Source organism: Microbacterium schleiferi (genome assembly GCF_015565955.1).
Lineage (GTDB): Bacteria > Actinomycetota > Actinomycetes > Actinomycetales > Microbacteriaceae > Microbacterium > Microbacterium schleiferi_A.
Window position 1 is genome coordinate 3,218,720 of the sequence record NZ_CP064760.1, and the last position, 20,830, is coordinate 3,239,549.

22 protein-coding genes and 1 pseudogene are annotated in these 20,830 nt (G+C 66.5%); 7 read left to right on the forward strand and 16 right to left on the reverse strand.

Going from position 1 to position 20,830, the window contains the following annotated elements; all coding sequences use genetic code 11:
• Nucleotides 1–15 precede the first annotated feature (15 nt).
• Nucleotides 16–1,218 (reverse strand): acyl-CoA dehydrogenase family protein, encoded by a 1,203-nt coding sequence (locus IT882_RS15740; protein WP_195692602.1) that lies wholly within the window; start codon nucleotides 1,216–1,218, stop codon nucleotides 16–18.
• Between the two features lie 362 nt (nucleotides 1,219–1,580).
• Nucleotides 1,581–2,237, reverse strand: coding sequence for a TetR/AcrR family transcriptional regulator C-terminal domain-containing protein (locus tag IT882_RS15745; protein WP_195692603.1), 657 nt, complete (start codon nucleotides 2,235–2,237; stop codon nucleotides 1,581–1,583).
• An 86-nt stretch (nucleotides 2,238–2,323) separates the two neighbouring features.
• Between IT882_RS15745 and IT882_RS15750 the strand changes: the two genes are divergently transcribed.
• The 3 genes from IT882_RS15750 to IT882_RS15760 are packed head-to-tail and all read left to right on the forward strand — an operon-like array spanning nucleotide 2,324 to nucleotide 4,184.
• Nucleotides 2,324–2,791, forward strand: a complete 468-nt coding sequence (locus IT882_RS15750; RefSeq protein ID WP_195692604.1) for a DUF6326 family protein — start codon at nucleotides 2,324–2,326, stop codon at nucleotides 2,789–2,791.
• Between the two features lie 8 nt (nucleotides 2,792–2,799).
• A complete protein-coding gene (locus IT882_RS15755; protein WP_165801280.1) occupies nucleotides 2,800–4,005 on the forward strand; it encodes a type II CAAX prenyl endopeptidase Rce1 family protein in 1,206 nt (401 codons plus the stop codon).
• Nucleotides 4,002–4,184, forward strand: a complete 183-nt coding sequence (locus IT882_RS15760; protein WP_133177950.1) for a hypothetical protein — start codon at nucleotides 4,002–4,004, stop codon at nucleotides 4,182–4,184. The genes IT882_RS15755 and IT882_RS15760 overlap by 4 nt, the downstream gene beginning before the upstream one ends.
• Before the next feature lie 482 nt (nucleotides 4,185–4,666).
• On the opposite strand, the gene IT882_RS15765 is transcribed toward IT882_RS15760, so the two are convergent.
• The 14 genes and pseudogenes from IT882_RS15765 to IT882_RS15830 form a co-directional block, all read right to left on the reverse strand.
• Nucleotides 4,667–5,713 carry a hypothetical protein gene (locus tag IT882_RS15765; RefSeq protein ID WP_195692605.1) on the reverse strand — a complete coding sequence of 349 codons (1,047 nt, stop codon included), beginning with the start codon at nucleotides 5,711–5,713 and terminating at the stop codon, nucleotides 4,667–4,669.
• Between the two features lie 2 nt (nucleotides 5,714–5,715).
• Complete coding sequence (locus IT882_RS15770) at nucleotides 5,716–5,862, reverse strand: hypothetical protein (RefSeq protein ID WP_195692606.1); 147 nt, start codon at nucleotides 5,860–5,862, stop codon at nucleotides 5,716–5,718.
• 9 nt (nucleotides 5,863–5,871) lie between these two features.
• Nucleotides 5,872–6,024 (reverse strand): hypothetical protein, encoded by a 153-nt coding sequence (locus IT882_RS15775; protein ID WP_195692607.1) that lies wholly within the window; start codon nucleotides 6,022–6,024, stop codon nucleotides 5,872–5,874.
• Entirely contained in the window at nucleotides 6,021–6,386 is a 366-nt protein-coding gene (locus tag IT882_RS15780; protein ID WP_195692608.1) for a hypothetical protein, read from the reverse strand. Before IT882_RS15780 ends, IT882_RS15775 begins: the two co-directional genes overlap by 4 nt.
• Nucleotides 6,383–6,661, reverse strand: a complete 279-nt coding sequence (locus tag IT882_RS15785; protein ID WP_062635317.1) for a hypothetical protein — start codon at nucleotides 6,659–6,661, stop codon at nucleotides 6,383–6,385. Before IT882_RS15785 ends, IT882_RS15780 begins: the two co-directional genes overlap by 4 nt.
• A gap of 276 nt (nucleotides 6,662–6,937) precedes the next feature.
• Nucleotides 6,938–8,002: a PDDEXK nuclease domain-containing protein gene (locus IT882_RS15790; RefSeq protein ID WP_195692609.1), complete on the reverse strand. Its 1,065-nt coding sequence runs from the start codon at nucleotides 8,000–8,002 to the stop codon at nucleotides 6,938–6,940.
• A gap of 45 nt (nucleotides 8,003–8,047) precedes the next feature.
• Nucleotides 8,048–8,926: a hypothetical protein gene (locus IT882_RS15795; protein WP_195692610.1), complete on the reverse strand. Its 879-nt coding sequence runs from the start codon at nucleotides 8,924–8,926 to the stop codon at nucleotides 8,048–8,050.
• Between the two features lie 19 nt (nucleotides 8,927–8,945).
• Nucleotides 8,946–9,446, reverse strand: coding sequence for a hypothetical protein (locus IT882_RS15800; RefSeq protein WP_195692611.1), 501 nt, complete (start codon nucleotides 9,444–9,446; stop codon nucleotides 8,946–8,948).
• Nucleotides 9,440–10,195: a hypothetical protein gene (locus IT882_RS15805; RefSeq protein WP_195692612.1), complete on the reverse strand. Its 756-nt coding sequence runs from the start codon at nucleotides 10,193–10,195 to the stop codon at nucleotides 9,440–9,442. Before IT882_RS15805 ends, IT882_RS15800 begins: the two co-directional genes overlap by 7 nt.
• A gap of 111 nt (nucleotides 10,196–10,306) precedes the next feature.
• Nucleotides 10,307–10,909, reverse strand: coding sequence for an A24 family peptidase (locus IT882_RS15810; protein ID WP_195692613.1), 603 nt, complete (start codon nucleotides 10,907–10,909; stop codon nucleotides 10,307–10,309).
• A gap of 3 nt (nucleotides 10,910–10,912) precedes the next feature.
• Nucleotides 10,913–11,782, reverse strand: coding sequence for an AfsR/SARP family transcriptional regulator (locus IT882_RS15815; protein ID WP_195692614.1), 870 nt, complete (start codon nucleotides 11,780–11,782; stop codon nucleotides 10,913–10,915).
• A gap of 578 nt (nucleotides 11,783–12,360) precedes the next feature.
• A complete protein-coding gene (locus tag IT882_RS15820; RefSeq protein WP_005055005.1) occupies nucleotides 12,361–13,536 on the reverse strand; it encodes a thiolase family protein in 1,176 nt (391 codons plus the stop codon).
• Nucleotides 13,537–13,566: 30 nt separating this feature from the next.
• The gene (locus tag IT882_RS15825) at nucleotides 13,567–14,769 is read right to left on the reverse strand and encodes an acyl-CoA dehydrogenase family protein (protein WP_135950157.1); all 1,203 of its coding nucleotides are present in this window, start codon (nucleotides 14,767–14,769) and stop codon (nucleotides 13,567–13,569) included.
• A 3-nt stretch (nucleotides 14,770–14,772) separates the two neighbouring features.
• Nucleotides 14,773–16,115 (reverse strand): annotated as a pseudogene (locus tag IT882_RS15830) (CaiB/BaiF CoA transferase family protein).
• 130 nt (nucleotides 16,116–16,245) lie between these two features.
• Between IT882_RS15830 and IT882_RS15835 the strand changes: the two are divergent.
• The 4 genes from IT882_RS15835 to IT882_RS15850 all read left to right on the forward strand — a co-directional run bounded on the left by IT882_RS15835 (nucleotide 16,246) and on the right by IT882_RS15850 (nucleotide 20,829).
• On the forward strand, nucleotides 16,246–17,001 hold the full coding sequence (locus IT882_RS15835; protein WP_135950158.1) for an SDR family NAD(P)-dependent oxidoreductase: 756 nt from the start codon (nucleotides 16,246–16,248) through the stop codon (nucleotides 16,999–17,001).
• Nucleotides 17,002–17,097: 96 nt separating this feature from the next.
• Nucleotides 17,098–17,997, forward strand: coding sequence for a LysR family transcriptional regulator (locus tag IT882_RS15840; protein ID WP_135950159.1), 900 nt, complete (start codon nucleotides 17,098–17,100; stop codon nucleotides 17,995–17,997).
• Nucleotides 17,998–18,118: 121 nt separating this feature from the next.
• Nucleotides 18,119–19,525 (forward strand): IS1380 family transposase, encoded by a 1,407-nt coding sequence (locus IT882_RS15845; RefSeq protein ID WP_135950160.1) that lies wholly within the window; start codon nucleotides 18,119–18,121, stop codon nucleotides 19,523–19,525.
• Nucleotides 19,526–19,806: 281 nt separating this feature from the next.
• Complete coding sequence (locus IT882_RS15850) at nucleotides 19,807–20,829, forward strand: alcohol dehydrogenase (protein WP_228179553.1); 1,023 nt, start codon at nucleotides 19,807–19,809, stop codon at nucleotides 20,827–20,829.
• Nucleotide 20,830 lies beyond the last annotated feature (1 nt).

Consider the following 20,830-nt stretch of genomic DNA (forward strand, 5'->3'; position numbering starts at 1 on the left):
GGGTCCGCGCGCCGATTAGACGATCGGAAGCACGAATCGTGCTTCCTCTTCGCGTCCGCACAGCACCTTTCCGTATGCTTCGTACCCACTCATCCCGAGGGTGTGTCCATGGCGACTCGCCGTTGCCTGATCCCGCCATATGCGCTGGAGAACGGACGCTTCAGCGAAGCCCGCAGACCCGTGCGCGGTCATCAGTTCGTGGATCATGGTGGTGATGGTCTCGACCACCCACCCGGCCTTCGCGCGCATCTCGATCCGCTCGGCATACGGCGCATAGTAGCCTCGCTCGGCGGCATCGTAGATCTGATCCGCCACCTCCTCCGCCACCCGTTCGGCTGCGTCCAACTGGAGCGCGGCCTTCGCGATCTGTACCTGGAAGGAGGCGGAGTCTGATTGCTTCTCATAGCCGGTGTAGGCGATGGCCTTCGTGTCCGCCTTCGCGATCACAAAATCGAGTGCCGCGCGGCCCATCCCAAGCTGGGGTCCAACCAGCTTCATGAACAGCGACGGAACGAACACCGTCTGGTAGGTCTGTTCGGGATTGTCGCCAAGGTGTTGGCCGTCGACGGCGGCAGTGAGCGGCAAGATGCGATGGTCTGGGACGAAGACGTTCTCGGCTACTTGGATGACGCTGCCGGTTGACTTCATCCCAGCGACGAACCAGTTGTCCTCCAACGTCAGGTCAGTGGTCGGGATCAGCGCGAGGCCAGCATCGACCACTTCCCCCGCGTCATTCTTCAGAGGGATGCCGAGCAGCGACCAACCTGCGTGACGGCTCCCGGTCCCGTACGCCCATCGGCCGGTGACTTTGAGCCCGCCGGGCACCTGCTCCGTGTCGGATGTCGTCGCGAGAACGATCGATATGAAGGAATCCACACCGCCCTCCCCGCCCCAGACATCCTGCTGCGCCTGCTCGCTCATGAGGCTCAGAACCCAGGCGCCCGAGTCCAAGATTCCGCAAACCCATGCCGTGCCGCCGTCGCCCCGTCCGATCGCCCGCGCCACGGCGTTGCACTCCCGCGTGTTTGCCGCAAGACCGCCGAACTTGGTCGGGGCGGAAACGCTGAATGCGCCGGTCTTCGCGACGGCAGAGAACATCTCGTCGGGGATCCGCCGCAAGTCCTCGCCGGCCCTACCTCCAGCCGCAAGCGCCGCACGCATGTCATCAATGCGGTCGATAACAGCGGCAACTTCGGGCCGAATACCTGCGTCTGACATCAAGTGACTCCTTCGTGGTCGACACTGGTCGCTGACAATCTCCAACTCATTGCCTGCTCGCTCATCATCGAGGGAGTGCAGCGACGTCATCACCCCCATTCAGGGGTGGGCCGCTGATCAGGTGCGTCCGCTCGGCGAATGCGCGAGGGACACCCTCGGAGGCGAGATGGCCAGACATGATGTCGTCGGAAGGCCGGACACGGTGCGCCGGTCCAATCAGGCGCGTGAGGATCGCGCAAACAGAACACTGCATGTGAACGGGCGCGACGCGGCAGTCGAGTGGGTGACCGAGGCGAGACGAATTCCGTGCCCACGCCGTGCCCACAACTGAAACGATCCCTGACGGCCCCTCTCCGGCGGTCCTATGCGACTCGGGTGGCGTCGAGCTGAGCCTGGATGGCGTCGAGGATGAGGGTGAGGCCGTTGTCGAATTCGCTCGGATAGGTGTAGTCGCCGCTGCTCAGCAGTTCGGTCAGCGACCGTGAGAGGTTCGGGTAGGCGCCCGGGTCGGGTGAGACGGTTGCCGCGAAGTCAGCTTCTGCGCCCGGGTTGGGCTGGAACGGGAGATTGGTCTCACTGAGCGCAAAGCCGTAAACGAAGGCGTCCACGGTTGAAAAAGCGAGCGTCGCCAGTGGAGCGGTGAAGCCGGCGGCGAAGAGCCATCCGAGGACCCTGTCGTGATGAGTCAGCAGGGCCGCGCTCGGCGCAGGCCGTGATTCGATCATCGCGATCGACCACGGGTGTGCGACGAATACGGCGCGGGCGGATCGAGCGCGCGTTTCCATTGCCTCTCGCCATGGCGCATCTGGCGGAGGAAGATCGATCTTGGCGATGGCCCATTCGGCGAGCGCGTCGAGGAGAGCGTCTTTGCTCGATACGTGGTGATAGAGCGACATGCCCTCGACTCCGAGCTCGCCGCCCACGCTGCGCATCGAGACACCAGCGAGACCGGACCGGTCGGCGACGGCAGCCGCCGCGGCGATCACGCGTTCCCTTGTCAGGGTCCCTCGTCGGCTCACTGTGACATCTTTGCGTAACTTACGGTCGTAAGAGTAGGATCGGGCGGCAAGTCTTACATGTGTAAGTTTTATCGCTGGGAGCCCGCATGATCGTCGATCCTTCTTCCCCGTTCCGGCCGCTCGACCCGAGAGTCCGGCTCGCCGCGCTCTGGACGAGCGTCATGTTCCTCGTCGCGTTCGTCGACATCTTCGCGTTCTACCGCGCTGACCTCCGAGAGCAGATCGAGGCAGGACGCGCTTTCGTATTCACCATCAACGAAGCCTTCATGTTGGGCATCGTTCTGTACGTCGCAGTGCCCTCACTGATGATCGCCGCGTCGGTACTGATCCCGCGCACGGTCAATCGGTTGATGCAAATCGTGGTCGCGGCAGTGTTCGCCCTCACGATCATCGGCGCTGCGATCGGCGAGTGGAGCTACTACCTCGTTGCCAGCGGCATCGAGCTCGCACTCCTCGCAGGGGTCATCGCCGTCGCGGTCCGATGGAAGGACACTCCACTGGTCGCGGCGCGAGACCTCGCGGCAGCCCGAACCTCCCGGGACGCGCGAGGGTGAGCCCGCGAGTGACCCGCTCACGACAAGCGCGCACGTTCCTCACCATCACCTTCAGCGCTGTCCTGCTGCTGTGCCTCCCGGCGCTGCTCGGCGTCGATGCCGACTACCTGGGGGTTGCCACGCCTCTTGCGCAGTGGATTCCCGCACTTGCGGTCATTCTTGCGGTCAGACCCGTGCGCGGCAGCCGAGCCCTACGAAGCTTGTGGCGCGCCTCACCCTTCGGCGGGGCACGCACCTGGATTGTCATCGGGCTCACCACGGCCGCCATCCTCGTTGTCGCCGCGGCGCAGATCGTTGTGGGCGTCGCCGTGGGCGTCGTCTCGTGGTCACCCGATCCCGCCCTCGGCGAAACCGCTTTGCTTGTTCTCCCCGTGGCGCTGCTCGCCTTCCTCTCCGCAACAGGTGAGGAGTTCGGCTGGCGGGGATTCCTCTGGACCCGCGTCCGAGGGAATCGTGGGTTCTGGTGGACCGCCCTCGCTGTCGGTGCCGTCTGGGCGGCCTGGCATCTCCCACTGCTCGTCGCATACGGCGCTCAGGGGGACCTGTCCTGGCGAACCGTGCTCGGAACGACGGTCGACCTCTTGGTGGCCTCACTCGTCCTCGGCGCCGGGCGCGAGCTTTCCGGGAGCGCGTGGCCGGCTGCATGGGGCCATGCACTGGTCAATTCCGTCCTCGTCTTCGCGTCGACCGCCTTCGTCACACCCGCGACGCAACTTCCCGATCCAGCGTTCTGGGTGTATAAGGCTCTCGGCTGGGCGGCGTGGGTGGGCGCGGCGGCGGGGATGCTCGCTCTTCGAAGGCGCCTCCTTATCGCACCCGCGCGAGACGTCACCGGGCGCAGCCTCGACGAAACCGAGGATGCGCTGCTGGAAGCGCTGCGCACGAGCGATGTCGACGCCCTGCGCGCTTTGCTTGCCGAGGATCTGCGTTTCCGCCTGCCCGACGGTTCGGTGGTCGATCGCGCAGCCGATCTGCACGCACACGCGTCCGGAGCACTGAGGTTTCTGCAGATCGACGAGACGCACCGAACGACGGACCAGCAGAAAGGGAAGGGAAGCACAGTGTCGAGATCACGCGTTCACGTTGTCGACCGCGGGCGCTTCGCGGAGGCGACGATGACCTATCGCCGTTCGTGGGCGATCGTCGGGGGCCGCTGGCAGGTCGTCGCGGGCAGCGCCGAGGTTGTGAACGACGAGGAAGCGGTGGCACTGTGACTACTTACGCTGAAACAACTCCTCCACCCACTGCGAGCAACTCCGATCTCCAGTACACGGTGCGGCAGGTGCTGGGGATCTGGGCCGCTGCGGCGATCCCGATGGCATCACTTGCGGCAGAGTGGGCGAACGACTTCATTCAGCGAATCGACGCGGCAATGACCAACGAGACAACCTGACGTCGGGCCCCTCGCGAGACAACATCCGCGGCCGCGGCCGCTGCCTCGACATCCGCCTCCGCGGCATTCTCCTCCTCGTCTTCGGCCGCATCCCCGGCGTTGACGTCGTCTGCGGCGCCTTCCTCGGCCCACGGCGCCCTCCGCGGCGTCTTCGCTCTCCCCGGATTCCTTCACATCGCCCGCGGGCAAAGAGCGGATCGAAGTGACCGTCGTCGACGAACCACTCAAAGCCAGGTCTATAAAGCGCGTCGGACGCGGGTCGCTCTACGCCCGACTCGAGTTCGAGCAAGGCGTCTCGGGAAAGTGTCACGACAAGGGCGGCTCGATGCTCTCAACGCATGCCCGTTACGCGTGACATCCAGTGTCATCCCACCGCGTTACCGACAGGGGAGATGTCGGATGGGCGTTGCCATCGCATCGAATGCAACGACGTGCCGGCGCCCTGCGCGTTCGACACGGGGCCGGTCTGTCGGCGTGTCGCGTCAGATCTCGCGGTCGGTGGGGATCTTCCAGACGCGGGTGGGTTCCCCGCCGATCCGCACGGTCACGGTTCCGGTCTTGGATGTGATCAGGTGCAGGCGCCGCAGCGCCGCGGTGATCGCTTTCGTGCTGAGAGTTGGGTCGCCGTGTGCGGCGCGGATGAATGGCAGCGCCTCAGTCGGGCGGATGTATAGGTAGTCGCGATCGGTGCGCCCGATCACCCACTCCTTGCTGTCGCTGGCGTTGTCGGTGAGCTCTCCGCCGTTGGCGAGGAGATACCTGACGGCATCGCGTAGAGCCCAGACGATCTGATCGTCGGGGCTGAGCCATGAGGTCGCCGGGGTAGCGAGGGTGTCGAGCCCGAGGGTGCGCAGGATCGTATCGCCGAGGTAGAACGCTGCGTCGAGGCGGCGGGGCTTGTCGTAGTCGGGATGGCGAGCGATATTGATCGCGTGCTCGTTGAGGTCCAGGTGGCGTGTGCTCTGTTGCAGGTAGCTCGCGATGATGCGTCGGCCGGCGGCTGCCGGTTCGCTCTCCATGGCGCGAAGCGGTCGAAGACTGCGGGGACGCTGGGGCAACTCGATCGTGATGGAGCGTCCGGCGCTGAGTGGCTGGATGGTCTGCGAGCTGGCGACGATGAGAGCGGAAGCGTCGCTGAGTGTGGTCGAGAACGAGACGAAGGACTCGATCTCGATCTCGTCGAGCATGCTCAAGGTCGACCGGGGACTGGTCTGCGGTACCTCGTCGAGGACGAGCGGCCTGCCAGGTGTTACGGCACGGCGAATCCCGTTGAGCGTGGGCGGGTCTATGTGCGGTCGTTCGATCTCGCCGGCGAGCTCAGCGAGTGCATTCGCGAGGGCTTCCCTCGTGAGGCGTGTTCCGCCGACGATGAAGATCGGGGTGGGGAGGGGCTCGATGTGCGAGTAGGCGATCGCTCGGATGAGCTTGTCGGCATGGAGGGGGAATGCTTCGCGCAAGGGCTCGATCCCCGCGGCCCAGGCGCCTCGCGCGTGAGCTGCGGGGATCGGATCGGTGGCGAGTGCGTCCATGGTCAAGTGTCGGTATCCGTGCGGATGACGATGAGCTCGTGGCCTTCGGGGACTTGCGCCTCGAGCAGCTCGCGAGCCTCCTGGTAGCTATCAGCCTCGACGGTGATGCGTTCGGTGGCGGTGCTGCGAATGGTTCCGATGACGCGCATGTGCGGACCTTAGTGGTGGTCTCTGACGTTGGACGGCGATGGGGCGTCGGGGCTGTGCGCTGGCTCGTCGTCGTGCTGTGAGGCGCGGGCGAAGGCGTCGGCGATGAGGCTGCCCAGCAGCGCACCACCGGGCGTCTCTGCCCAACCTCGCTCCGTGGTCATGCGCTGGCCTGTAGGTGCCGTTGCACGTACTCGTCGAGCGCGGCTCGGACGACGTCGGAGTCGCTCTTCATCCCCAGCTGCGCACGCAGCTGATCGACCTCGCGCTTGCGGGTCGGGGTGACGCGGGTGCGGATCGTCGGGGACGAGCCAGCGCCGGCGGCCGTTCCCCCCACGCGGGGTCGTCCTCCCACCGCGCGTGCGACGGCCTGCGTGCTTCCGAGGGCGTCGAGAAGCATCTGCTGCCCGATGGCTGCGGCGTCCGCCCCGTGGGCGCTCTCCCCCGGCGTCGACGTGCCGGTGGGCTGTTCCTCGAGCGCGGCGAGCGCTGCGTAGCGCTCCTGGTCCTTCTTGCTGAGGGTCATCCGTTCTCCTCCTCCATCTGTCGGCGGTAGTAGGCGCCCAGCGGCATGACGTGATAGACGACGAAGTTGCCGCCGGGCTTGAGTTCAATGAGCACTTCGATCAGCCGATCGGTCTGCGCGTGTTGCGGGCCGACGAAGACGCGACGCTGGTTGCGGGAGTCGCCCTCGTTGATCTTGACCTTGGTGCTCGTGTAGATCGCGTTCTGCATGGCGTAGAGCGCATCGGCGTGGGGAATGTCGTGCTTGTCAGCTGACTTCGGCCACTCGATCCCCATACAGGTATTGTGCCACAAAACTTAGACCCAGGAAAGGTCATCTGTGGAGAGATGGCCCGCGCGATCGGGCCGGAGGCGTAGCGTCGCGGAATGGTCGACGACGGATTGGCGATCGGCGTTCAGCCGCACTGCTGCGGCGTAGTGATGCGCGATCGCCCCGGCGTTCTGGTGTGCGTGGTGTGCGGCGGTGAGGCCTCCCTGCCGCGCGTTGCCGCTCCCCGGTGTTTGTAGGGGCGAGCCTCTACGGCGGGTGATCCCGGATGTTCTGGGCCGCGGCTAGAGGCTTTCGGGTTGGTTGGCGGCATCCTCGGGCTCGGTGAGCTCAACGAGGGCACCCAGTGCATGGGTGAGCTGATCGGCGTCAGGGAGCGCCTCTTGCTCGGCTGTGGGCAGCGAATCGTAGGTGTACGTGGAGATCGCCATCGGCTGAGTCGTCCCACGAAGCGCGTAGCGGACCACCGATTCGTTCTTCCCCGTGCACAGCAGGATCCCGACAGTTGGAGCGTGAGCAGGCTGACGGAGTCGCTCGTCGACGAGAGCGACATAGAAGCCGAGCTTGCCGGCGTACTCAGGCTCGAACCGCCCGATCTTGAGCTCGACGACCACGTAGCGCAGCTGGATGGTGTGGAAGAACAGGAGATCCAGAACGTACTCGTCGCCGTCGACGTCGAATCTCATCTGGCGTCCGGCGAAGGTGAAGCCCGGGCCGAGCTCGCGCAGCGTGTCGACGATGCGGTCCATGAGTGCTTGCTCGAGGTCGCGTTCCGCGATGCCGCGGCTGAGCCCGAGAAAGTCGAACACGAATGGGTCTCTGACCATGCCCTGGGCCTGGGCTGCGTCAGCTGGCTCGAGCTGAGCATCGAAGTTCGTCGGCGCAGCGCCGATGCGTGGGCGCAGCTGGTTCATGATCTGGTGCTCGAGCACGGCCCTCGTCCACCCGTTCGCGGTGGATTCGACCGCGTACCACTCTCGCTCCTCCGGGTCATCGAGCCTGTCGAGGAGGAGCCTGACGTGCCCCCACGGAAGTTGTGCCACAGCCTGTGGCACATTTGATGGCCACGCCGCCGCAAAGGCCCTCATGTAGAGCAGGTTGCGGCGGTTGAATCCGGTCGTGTCGGTGAACTCGGTGCGCAGATCCTCAGCCAGGCGAGTGACGACCTTGGCGCCCCAGCCGGCCTGCTGCTGCTGTTCGAGGATCGTCTTGCCGATGGTCCAGTAGAGCCCCACCATCTCGTTCTGCACGGCACGTTGGGCGCTGCGCTGCGCCGCACGCACGCGGGCTTTGAGGTCTGCGAGGACGCGGTCGTACCCGTCTGGGTGCTCGATCTCGCCGGATGCCATGATCGAAAGCGTATCCGCGGCCGCGGACCTCGCTGGCGACCGGGGCTACTCCCCTGTCGTGACTTCGACGAGACGGGGTTCGATCGCTGCCGGCGCCGGAGTGATCGGGTGCTCGCTGAACTCTGCCGGCTCGGCTTCACGCCAGATGATCCGTCGCTCGTTGCACCAGGTGCAGTGCCCTGCCCAGTGGTACGGATCGGCGTTGTGAAGCCTGGTGCGCAGCGGCGCCGCGTAGGGGCTCTGGATGCCGGCGCGCCAGCGGATGTGCGGGTGGAGCTCGCCCGCGGCGAGGTACAGGCGTCGGCCGAGGCCCAGCCCGGCGTACAGCTCCCAGCGGTTGCCGTCGTCACGCGGGTTGTCGGGGTTGATTGAGGGGATGTCGTAGGACTTGGAGAACACGTCACCGAACCCGTCAACGGGGTCGACGGCGAACCGTGCGCGGAGACCGCTGGCGGCGTGCTGCAGCACGGTCATTGGGTCACCATCAGGCGTCGTGGTGCGCAGCAGGTAGATCGTGGGGTCGTTGACGACGGCCTTGACCCGGTCGACGTTCTCGCGCGCGATCTGTTCCGCGGCCGCCGCGGTGAGATGTATGTGGAGTTGCTCGTCGTCACCGGCTTGCAGTACTGCCTCGGCCGCGGCTTCCTCGGCGAGGCCGGGGAGCTGCTCGAGTAGTCGCGGGTGCCACTCGTTGGCGTGCCGGGAGGTCCGCGCCCAGGCATTCGCGATCTCGGTGCGCAGCATCTCGCGCGCCCACCGTTGCGCGGCCGCGTCGAGGCCGTCGCTCTCCTCGAGCTCGCGGAGCCGTTCCCGTGCGCGCCTGCGCCCCCACCAGCCCGCGGCCGCGACCTCGCGGTGCGCGTGCCTGCGATCCAGCGCGCGCCGAAGGTACTCCCCTTCGGCACTGTAGTACTCGTCCGACACTCACTCGTCCTGGGGGAGGCTAACGGGGCAAGGAAGCTGCGCTGGCTGAGGAGTCTTCCAGTATCTCGAAGTCGTCGGCTCCCGCAGCTCGCAGGTCGCGCAGGAGGGCGCCGGTTATGCCGAACTTCCAATGCTGCTCCGCCGGCATGATGGAAAAGCAGTCGTCGCCGGGGCGCCCGAACACCACGAGCCCGTGATACCGCGGCAGGACGATGCCAGGCGGGTTCTCGACCTCCACCGGGAACGTGGAGTAACCCGTGGCGCGCGATTCGTCGAGGACGCTCACGAATCGCGCGCTGGCGATCTTCGTGGGGCCAGTCGTCCAGAGGAGGTCTCCGAACTTCCGACCCTTGTTCTGGCGAGCGAACCGGGGCTCCGCCGGAAGCTCGTCTAGCCGTCCCCATTGGAGCGCGCGAAGCATCTCCGATCGGTCGACGGGACTCAGACGGGGCGAGGACTTGACGTTTACCCAGGCGTAGCCCCGGCGTGAAGGGGCCTGAATGAGGACCGAGTTCAGCATGTGTAGACGTACAAGCCGACGAGTGACTTCATGTAAGTCAATATCTCGTCTTGGGATGGGCTCGCTGTGGTCGCGAAGAACTGCTCCCATTTCGCGTTGTAGTTCGCTGCTTGGCTCGAGTGGTTGGTGGGAACCCCTGCCTTCGAGCACCACCAGAGCCCGTATCGCGGGTCGTCGATCACCAGGCCTGCCTGCTCGAACGTGGCACGATACATCTGCGGCAGCTGATGGTGGGCCTGATAGTCGGGATTGTTCTGCTTGGTGAGGGTGGCTAGGTTCTCGCGGAAGTTGGCTGCGGTGAACGGCTTCCCGACCCAGATCGGAACCATCTTCAGCTGGTCCGGCATCCCGGTCTGGGTCATCTTGACCCAGAAGTAGCCGTCTTGTGAGAGCGGAATTGGCCCGGTCGGTTTGGTGCAGGCGGTGGGGACGGCGACCGTCGTTGCTACCCGAGTTAGCTGGCTTCCTCCCGCAGGGCGCGACGGATCCGGCGGGATGACGATGGTCTGCGCTGAGCTTTCCGCACCTGGCCGACCTGGGGAGTTGCACAAGATACCGAAGGTGATGGTGACGGTGGCTGCGCTGGCGTTCGAGTTGTTGCCCAGGCCCACGCTGACGGGTGCGATCAACCCTGGGTAGACGACAGACGGAGCGACGAAGAAATGGCCATTGTTCAGAGAGAACGAGCCTGCAGCTTGCGCCGGTGTTGCAACGAGGAGAGAGCTGACGGTTATGAGTGCCGCGGTCACCGCCGACAGGGTGAGACGCCAGGTGCGGGTCCGTGTTTTCACAAGCTGCCTTTCGGGTTCATGAGTGCTTGACGCGGCCTCTGGTGGTCGCGGTGCATCCGTCCAGACCGATCACGAGGGAACGATCGCGACGATCGCGACGATCGCGCCGGCGGCGAGTAGGTACGGCCCGAACGGGAGATCCGTGCTGTCATGCTCGCGGCTGCGTCGCACCGCTGCGATGATCGCGTGCGGGAACGCGATCACGTAGGCGAGCGCGAGCGCCAGGAACGGGAAGTACCAGGTGTGCCATCCGGTGAGCAGTCCGACGCTGAGCGCGAGCTTGACATCCCCGAATCCGACTTGCCCGGCCAGGCCGATCGCGGCCAGCAGGATTGCGAGTCCGATGCCGCCGCTGATCGCGGCGATCGCGGGACCGACTGCGCCGGCGGTGAGAGCGAGGGCCAGGACGGCGCCGGCGAGGATCGCCGCGAGCGTCAGGGTGAGCGTGTCGGGCAGGCGACGCTCCCGCAGGTCCGTGCGCGTCAGGAACGCCCCGTAGACGGCGTAGACGGCGATCATGCTCCAACTGCCCACCGTGAGCCGCAGATCGGCGCTCAGAGGCGCTGTGACGGCCGCTGACAGCGCGAAACCCCCCACGGCGGCGAGCGGGTACCGCAACGTCGGGAATCGTCGCGCGCGCACGCCCTGGGGGGCTTCACGAGTCGTAGTCATGGATCAGCTGGCGATCGCGTGCCGCTGTCGCAGCTGCGCGATCAGGGTCTGTGTCTCGGGCTCGGGCTCGTAGTCCTCGTCGACGGCGGCAAGGCTCTGCTCGAGCTGCGTGATGAGACGCTCGACGCCGGCGTGGTCGCCGGCCTGGTGCTCGGCGCGCAGTCCGTCTCGCCAGAAGACTTCGTTGACGGGGTCGACCATGCGTCCGATCGCTGACGCGAGCCTCGCGTGGCGGACCTTGCCGGTGCTCAGACTGCGCGTGGAGACCTCGTGGGCGACGTCACCGATCGCGGCGATCATCTCGTTGCGGAGCCGGTCGGCGAACACGTAACGCTTGTCGGGGACGCCACTGATCGGTTGTCCCTTGACGAGCTCGAGCGCAGCCAGCAGCCGATCCGTGGCTGTGTCGGAGATCTCGTCGCCGACGAGACCGAGGAAGTCCTGCCAGTCGGATCGGACATCTTCATGCAGCCGGTACTCGCCGGTCGTGATGAGTGGCACGTAGAGCTCGCCGGCGTCGTTCTGGCCGAGCCAGCGGCGCGTCTTCGACAGGAGGCCGTTGCGGTCGTCGTTGGCTTTCTTGCCGGTGGCGACCTGGCCGGGCCAGAACACGGAGTGCACTTGCTCGGCCGAGGCGTTCGGGTTCACCGATAGGAACGCGACGAGCTCGGTTCCGCGGCGCACTGCGGACCGCCATTGGGCGGCGGTGTTCGGGTTCACCGGCGCCTCGCCACGCGCACCGCGGACCTCCACCGGGCCGAGCATCTGCAGGTACGGGCCACGGTGCAGCGGGGTGACCGCCGCGAGAGCCTCATCCTGCCCTGCCGCGGCATCGACGTCGACCAGGTCGTGATCGGCCGCATACGCCGGCATCGCCAAACAGATGCACTAGCCAGCTGGGGGCGGCGGCGACTCCGTCGCCCCCAGCGACGCAGTCGCGATGTCCCCGTGCGATGTCCGACCCCCTCCCTAGGCTGTGAATGTCACATTCACTAACCAACGATCCGGGAGGACACCATGGCAACCACCAACCAGTACCCGTCCGGCGTCGCGGACTGGGCCACCATCTGCGCCTGGATCCACGAGAACCGCCCCGACCTCTGGGAAGGGCTCGGCCCCACTGACGAGGATCGCGCACCCGCGCACGCCGGCCAGATCACTGTAGGTTCCCGCTCGAGATGGCGGATAACCCCAGGGATTCCACGCTAGTTGGCGGTGGTCCCGGACTCAGGATTCCACGGGAAATGGCGGATTCCTACACCGCTCTCTGACGCGCCGACCCTGTCTGGTCAGCGGCCTGTCACGGCGGCGAGAGCGCTGGAGGTCACTGCAGCTGGCCGAGCTCGAGCATCTCACCGTCGAGGAAGAACGTCGGAGGGGAATGCTGAAGCTTCGGTTGACTCTGGGACTGCCAATGACCCCACCACGAACGGATGCTCGCGGTCTCACTGTCACCGTTCCAGCACGACGGCGAGGCCTTGACCCACGCCGATGCAGATCGCCACGACGGCGACGCCGCCTCCGCGTCGCGCAAGCTCATGCGCGGCATGCCCGAGAATGCGGCCCCCCGAAGCGCCCAGCGGATGGCCGATGGCCAGCGCTCCGCCGTGGATGTTGACCCGCTCAGGATCAAGTTCAGGCCACCCGGCGACGCATGCGAGCGACTGTGAAGCGAACGCCTCGTTGAGCTCGACCACGTCGACATCGGCCCAGGACCGGCCGGCGCGTGCGAGCGCCTTGTTCGCCGCCTCGATCGGCGCGATCGGGAACAGATGCGGATCGACGCCATGCGCCCCGCGTCCCGCAATCCGCGCGAGTGGCTCGCCGGGCAGCGCACCCTCCGCGGCGATCAGAACGGCGGAAGCGCCGTCGTTGATCGGCGAGGAGTTGCCGGCGGTGACGGTGCCTTCGCCGTCGCGCGCGAACAGCGGAGTAAGCCCGGCGAGCTTGTCCACGGAAGTGTCGTCCCGGATGCCCTCGTCGCGTGCCAGGTCGGCCCCTGGCACGTGCACGATCTCGCCATCGTAGACCCCGTCAGCCCACGCTTTAGCTGCCAGCCGGTGAGAGCGCACGGCGAACTCGTCCTGGGCATCTCGGGAGATTCCCCACTCTCGGGCGATCTTCTCCGCCGATTCTCCATTGGAGATGGTCCACTGCTTCGGCAGCTTCGGGTTGGTCATCCGCCACCCGATGGAGGTGTTCCACAGTGTCTGGTTACCGACCGCCGGCCACGGCCTCGGCGACTTCTCCACGATGAACGGCGCCCGGCTCATCGACTCCACTCCGCCGGCGAGCACGAGACCGGCGTCGCCGGTCTCGACAGCGCGGGCGGCCTGGATCACCGCTTCCAGCGACGACGAGCAGAGTCGGTTGACGGTCACGCCGGTGACACTGGTGGGGAAGCCTGCCAGCAGCGCCCCGAAACGGGCGACGTCGCGGTTGTCCTCTCCTGCTTGGTTCGCATCGCCGAAGATCACGTCATCGATGCGCGCGGGGTCGAGGCCCATGCGCGCGACGGTCGCCTTCATGACGACTGCGGCGAGATCGTCGGGCCGGATGCCGCTGAGCGCGCCACCCGCCCGCCCGAAGGGGGTGCGGACAGCATCGTAGACAAAGCTCGCGGTCATGGCGGGCTCCCTTCCGTGGTCGGCCGAGGGTCAGGCGAACGCCGATATTCCGGTGATCTGGCGGCCGATGATGAGCGACTGGATGAAGTCGGTCCCCTCATATGTGTGGACGACTTCCATGTCGGTGAGGTGGCGGGCGACGTGGTTCTCCAGAAGGAGTCCGTTGCCGCCGAGGAGGTCGCGGGCATCCCGGCAGAGTGCACGCGCGTGCTGGCCGGTGAACATCTTCGCGAGCGAGGCCTGTTCGTTCGTCAGTCGCCCTTCATCCTGCAGAGTGGCTGTGCGGAAGCAGAGCAACTGCATCGCGGTGAGATCGGCGAGCATGTTGGCCAGCTTGTTCTGCACCAGCTGGAAGCTGGCGATGGGCTTGCCGAACTGGACACGTTCCTGGACGTAGACCGCCGCTGCCTCGTACGCGGCGAGAGCGTGCCCGAGCGCCTCCCACGCGACGGTGCTGCGGGTGCGGTTGAGGATCGCGGAGACGTCACGGAATGAGGTCGACTTCGCCAGCTTGTTCCCGGCAGGGATCCTCAGTCCGGAGATCTCGATGTGCGCCTGCTGGATCGCGCGCTTAGCGATCTTCCCGGTGATCGCCTCCGCAGAGTACCCCTCGGGATACTGTCCGTCAGCGCCTTTCTCGAGCACGAATGCCTTCACTTTGGCATCCGCTGTGTCGCGGGCCCAGATGATGACGAGGTCCGCAACGTGTCCGAGCCCGATCCACCGTTTGGCACCGTCTATGACATACGCGCTCCCGTCGCGGCGGGCAGTGGTCTCCAGGGCGACGGAGTCGGAGCCGTGATCGGGCTCGGTCAGCGCGAACGCGCCGAGCTTGCGGAGGGCTGCCATTTCGGGCAGCCAGCGCTGCTTCTGCTCGTCGTCGCCGAGCAACGCGATGCTGCCCATCGCAAGTCCCGAGTGCACGGCATTGAGCGTGTTCACACTCCCGTCTCCACGAGACAGTTCCATCGCGACGAGGCCGGTCTGCAGTCGGGTCAGTCCCGGACAGCCGTAGCCCTGGATCGCGGTGCCCACGATTCCCAGCTCGCCCAGTGCGGGGAGGATCTGGTAAGGGAAGTCCGCTAACTCCCAGTACTCGTTGATAACTGGCAGGACCTCGGAATCCACGAATCCGCGCACACGTGTGATGAGATTGCGGTCGTCGTCGCCGAGAAGATCACCGATCTGATAAAAGTCCGTATCCACCGGATGTGCCGCCTTCGTGATCGTCATCTCTCAGCGTCCCTCTTTCCGAATCGCCGGGACGGTAACCCGATCGCCGACGTGGTCTTCATCGTCTTCCGCGACTTGCAGCCACCGTCGGACCGCCTCGCCATCCTGGTCGAGTGCAGGAGGCGCGGCGCGGTAACTCGCGGGGGTGCGGGAGAACGTTATGGGGTTGCGAATGGTGGGCACCGCGTGGTCGCCGGTGCCGGCCGCGACGCTGGGCTCCAGGCCGATCTTCGCAGCGAACTCGACGCCTCCACGGACATCCAGGACCGGCGCACACGGGACCTGCAACGGGCTGAAGATGTCGAACCACTCCCATGCGGTCTTGGTGACCAGCCGCGCTGTCAGCAGCGGGCGCAGGGCGTCTCGGTGCGCGCTGCGGTCTGCGTTGGACGCGAAGCGAGTGTCTGCGGCCAGCTGCGGCAGCCCGATGGCGTCGCAGAACGTAGCGAACTGCGCGTCGTTGCCGATCGCGAGCACCAGTTCCCCGTCATGGGTGCGAAACGGTGCGTAGGGGTAGATACTGGGGTGGTCATTGCCCATCCGGGTCGGAGACTGCCCGCTCAGCAGAAACCCGCCGGTCTGGTTGACCATGCCCGACAATGCGGAGGACAGCAGGTTCAGTTCGACGTGCTGTCCCTCTCCCGAGCGCTGTCGGTGGTAAAGGGCGGAGGTGATCGCGATGCACGTGTGCAACCCGGTGATCACATCGAACACCGCGACGCCCGCGCGGAACCCTTCCGTGTTCGGCGCGCCGGTCACGCTCATCAGTCCAGACAGCGCCTGTGCGAGCAGGTCGTAGCCGGCGAGCCCCGCGCCTCCCGCGGTACCGAAGCCGGTGATCGACGCATAGATCACACTGGGGTTCTCCCGCTTGACGGACTCGTAGTCCAAGCCGAATCGCCGGAGCCCGCCGGGTTTGAAGTTCTCTGTGACCACATCGGCTCGGGCCGCGAGACGCTGTGCGAGGACAAGGTCATCGGGGTTGCGGAAGTCCAGCACCACAGACTGCTTGTTCCTGTTAATGGAGAGGAAGTAGGTCGACTCGCCTCGGTACTCCGGTGGCCGGTAGCTGCGTGTCTCGTCCCTAGCGGACTCTCCACCTTGATGACCGTCGCCCCGAGGTCCGCGAGCAGCATCGTGCAGTAGGGGCCAGCGAGTACCCGGCCGAAATCCGCGACCAGGAGACCCTCGAAAGGACCACCGGCCACGTCCTGCACCGTCCGGCCATCCGGGAGCGAGCTCTTCATCATCGGGAACACCTCAGTCGTCGTGTTCGTCCAGACTCCCAGCAGCCGTTTATGTCCGTCCAATACCTGATCAGGCACGTATTGATGCTCTAATCTCATGAAACGAGGGCTGTTCCAGAACGGCACACTCGAGGCTCCCCATTTCGACGCCACCCTGGTGGTGTCGAGGCGATGGGGCCGGGAGCGGCCCGCGCCTGGGCGTGATCAGCAATGAGGCTAAGGAGAACCCATGGGTAGCAGGCTTGCAGGCAAGGTCGCGATCGTCACCGGCGCGGCGAACGGGATGGGGCGCGCACATGTGCGCCGCCTCGCCCAGGAAGGGGCGAGCGTCCTCGCCACCGACGTCGACTCGGCCGGGCTCGAGCACACCGTCGCCGAAGCGAACCGTGACGGCGGGACGGTCGTGGGGCTGGAGCAGGATGTCGCGATCGCGGCGAGGTGGGACGAGATCGTGGCAGAAGCCGAGCAGCGTTTCGGCCGGCTCGACATTCTGGTCAACAACGCGGGGGTGCTCATCCTCAAGCCCGTCGAGGAGACCACAGAGGAGGAGTGGGACCTCATCTTCCGCATCAACGCCAAGGGTGTCTTCCTCGGCACCAAGGCCGCGGTGCCTGCTCTGGTCCGCGCAGGCGGGGGATCGATCGTGAACATCTCGTCGATCTACGGCATCATCGGCGCACCGAGCGCCGCCGCGTACGAGGCGTCAAAGGGCGCCGTCCGGCTGCTGACCAAGGCCAGCGCGGTGGACCTGGCCAAGTACGGCATCCGGGTGAACTCTGTGCATCCCGGTGTCATCGCCACCCCCATGACCACGGGGCTGCTGGCGACGCCGGAGTCGACGAAAGCCGTGCTGTCCACGACGATCCTCGACCGGCCCGGCCAGCCCGAGGAAGTCTCGAACGTCGTACTCTTCCTCGCCTCGGACGAGGCTTCCTTCGTCACCGGCGCCGAGTATGTCGTGGATGGCGGCTATACCGCGCAGTGATCTCGGTCGGCCGGGGTCTGCGCGACCCCGGCCGACTCATCCAGACTTGTATGCCAATCCACCTTCCATCGGTACGGATTATGCAATAATCCCTGGATGGATCTGCAGCAGCTGCGCACCTTCCTCGCCGTCGCCGAGGAACTGCACTTCGGACGGGCAGCCGAGCGCCTGCATATGGCGCAGCCGCCGATCAGCCGCGGCATCCAGCAGCTGGAGCGGGAGTTGGGTGCGCGGCTGTTCGAGCGGAGCACCCGCAAGGTAACGCTGACCTCGGTGGGCGAGGCCCTCGTCGCCCCCGCCCAGGAGGTCCTGGACGCGCTGGACCGGGTGAGCAGGGTCGCCCGCGCAGCCGGGACGGGCGAGATCGGTCACGTCCGTCTGGCGTACGCGGGTGCGTCCTCCAACGTGATGGTCGGATTGCTCGCCCGAGCAGTCAACCAGAACCACCCAGGCATCCACCTCGAGCTGCTCAGTCAGCACTTCGCCCAACCGGCGATGCAGCTGCTCACCCGCGGCGACATCGACATCGCCCTCGGCAGGTGGGACCACATTCCCGCCGCCGTGCGCACCCGCGTGATCGCTGTCGAGGAACTCGTCATCGCCGTCCCGGAGACCCACCGTCTAGCCGACGCCGGTGCCGTGTCGATCGCGCAGTTCGAGGGTGAGCCGTTCGTGTCGCTCCAACCGCAGACCGGCACGTTGCTGCTGGAGCGGCTGCGACAGATGAGTAGAGCCGCCGGGTTCAACGCCGATGTCGTCCAGCACGCACCGGACTCGTGGACGCTGATGTCCCTCGTCTCCGCCGAGATCGGCTGCTCATTGACCCTGTCCTCGGTGATCGACAGCATCGCCGACCCGCACTTGCGCTTCCTGCGCCTGACCGACGACGTCGCACCTGTCGAGCTGCGGATGGCGTGGCTGCGCGACAGCGACGACCGTGCCTTGCACGCCGTGCTCCGGTTGTCCGAATCCGTCCTCCCGACGCCGCAGGACTAAGCCTCGATCCACCGATGGACGGGGCGTTGAGCGAGCGTCGTGACGTAGAAATGCCCCTCTGATCAGGAAGAATAGAGCTTGCTTAGGGTTCTGTTCGTCTGGTCGGAGAGGCATCTCGTAGATGCAATTCAAGCACGCCCCCGCCGCAGTGTCTGCGGTGTTCGATGATCCGAATCTCGTGTCGGCCGCGGGGCTGGTGCCGATGCTCCGCCTGGCGCGTTCCGCGGGGTTGGACGAGCTCGCGCGTGAGCGGTTGAGCGTCCCGACGGATAAGGGCGCCAACGCGGGTGCGAAGGTGATGGCACTGGTCGCGGGCATGCTCGCCGGGGCGGACTCGATCGACGACATGAACCTGCTCCGCCATGGCGGAATGGGCCGGTTGTTCGACCGGACGTATGCGCCGTCGACGCTCGGGTCGTTCCTGCGGGAGTTCCGGTTCGGACACGTCCGCCAGCTCGACGCCGTCGCCTCCCGGGTGTTCGCGAATCTCGCTGTCGACGCGCCGCTGCTCCGAGCAGGCGATGGCGAGCGGGTGATGGTGGATCTGGACGACACCATCATCGAGGTCCACGGATACCAGAAGCAGGGCGCCGGTTTCGGGTACTCCGGCGTCCGGGGGCTGAACGCCCTCCTCGCCACGGCATCGACCACCTCGTCGGCGCCGGTGATCCTGGCCCAGCGGTTGCGGCAGGGGAAGACCGGGTCCCCGAAGGGGGCCGCGCGGATCGTCGGCGATGCTCTCGCCACCCTGCGCCGCACCCGCGCCGCGACCGGGGCCAGGCCGTTGCTGCGGGCGGACTCCGCGTTCTACGGACACGCGACCGTCGGCACCGCGATCAAGGCGGGCGCCGACGTGTCGGTGACCGTGAGGATGGACCCGGCGGTGAAGGCCGCGATCGCGACCATCCCGGATGATGCGTGGGAGATGATCGAGTACACCGACGCGATCCGTGACGAGACCACCGGGCAGCTGATCTCCAAAGCCGAGGTCGCCGAGGTCCCGTTCACCGCGTTCCGCTCGAGGAAGAAGGCGGAACAGGTCGCCGGACGGTTGGTGGTGCGGCGCATCCCCGATCTGAACCCGAGACAGGTGGAGCAGCCGACCCTGTTCGACGTCTACCGGCATCACGCGTTCTTCACCACCACAGCGAAGGAGGTGATGGACACGGTGGCCGCGGACAAGACCCACCGCGGTCACGCGATCATCGAGCAGGTCCACGCCGACCTCAAAGCGGGGCCGCTCGCGCACCTGCCCTCCGGGGTGTTCACCGCGAACAGCGCCTGGCTCGTCATCGCCGTGATCGCATTCAACCTCACCCGCGCTGCCGGTCTCGTCGCCGACCGAGCGGGACGGCTCGCGAGAGCAACGACCGCGACGATCCGCCGCACCCTGATCCACGTCCCCGCACGGCTGGCGCGCTCCGCGCGCCGAATCACGCTGCACCTGCCCGAGGCCTGGCCATGGCAGACCGCGTTCGACCGGCTCTTCACAGCCACGCACGCGCCACCGCCAACGGTGACCACCTGACCATCGCCGCAACGCGGCACGACCGAGGACCAAGTGGACGACCGGGATGCGACGCCCGGAACTCAACCCTGCCCTCGACGCGTCACCGCGCCCCGATCATGCCGCCCCGGCACACCCACGGCTCATCGGTGGATCGAGGCTAAGGGTCGCCAGGTATCAATCCGCCTGCCATTTGGTATTGGAGAGAATCAGAACGAAGTGGAAGCGTGGAGTCCACTGTGCGTATATCAACGGCGAGGACAACCATGCACGCATTCGCGATCTTCCAAGACGATCACACGGTGACCGATGTGGAATTGCCGACCCCGACCCCCGAAGGCACCGAAATCCTCCTGCGCGTGGTTCGGTCCGGGGTGTGCCACACCGACATGCACCTGCGTGAGGGGTACTACGATCTCGGCAGCCGGGGGCGTCTGAATCTGATCGACCGGGGCGTCACCTACCCGCTTGTCCTCGGCCATGAGGTCGTCGGCGTCGTCGAAGCGGCCGGCCCCGACGCCGACGGGGTCTCGCCGGGTGAGCATCGCCTTGTCTACCCATGGATCGGCGACGGCTCCTGCGACGCATGCCAGGCAGGTCACGAGAACCTGTGCCCCTCGCCCCGTAACCTCGGCGTCGCCCGCCACGGCGGGTATGCCGAGTTTATCCTCGTCCCGCACCCCCGTTACCTCCTCGACGTCACCGGGATCGAAGAGCGGTGGGCCGCAACTCTCGCCTGCTCCGGCCTGACCGCCTACAGTGCCGCGCGCAAGGCCCTTCCGGCCACCGCGTCCGATCCGGTCGTGGTGATAGGCGCCGGCGGTGTCGGGTTGATGGCGATCGCCACGCTGCGCGCGCTCGGCCACGAAGCAGTCCTCGCGGTGGACCTGCAGGAGCGCAATCTGGAACTGGCGCGGCAGCTCGGAGCGACCACGACGATCTCCGCCCGCCAGGAAGACCTTGCCGCCGCCATCGTCGCCGGCGCCGGTGGGCCGGTCGCGGCGATCGTGGACTTCGTCAACAACTCCACAACAGCTCCCGCTGCGTTCGCCGCGCTCCGCAAGGGCGGAACGATGGTTCAGGTCGGGCTGTTCGGCGGAGAGCTGGTCATCCCCACCGCGTTGCTCACTCTGAAGATCATCACCATCCGCGGAAGCTTCGTCGGGTCCCTCGGCGAGCTCGAGGAGCTCGTCGGGCTCGCGCGGCGCGGCGCGCTCCCGCATCTCCCGATCATCGACGGGGAGTTGTCTGCGACGGCGGTGCAGGATGCGCTGGACCGGCTCGCCGCGGGCGGCGTGCCCGGCCGGATCGTGCTCAGCGCGTGAC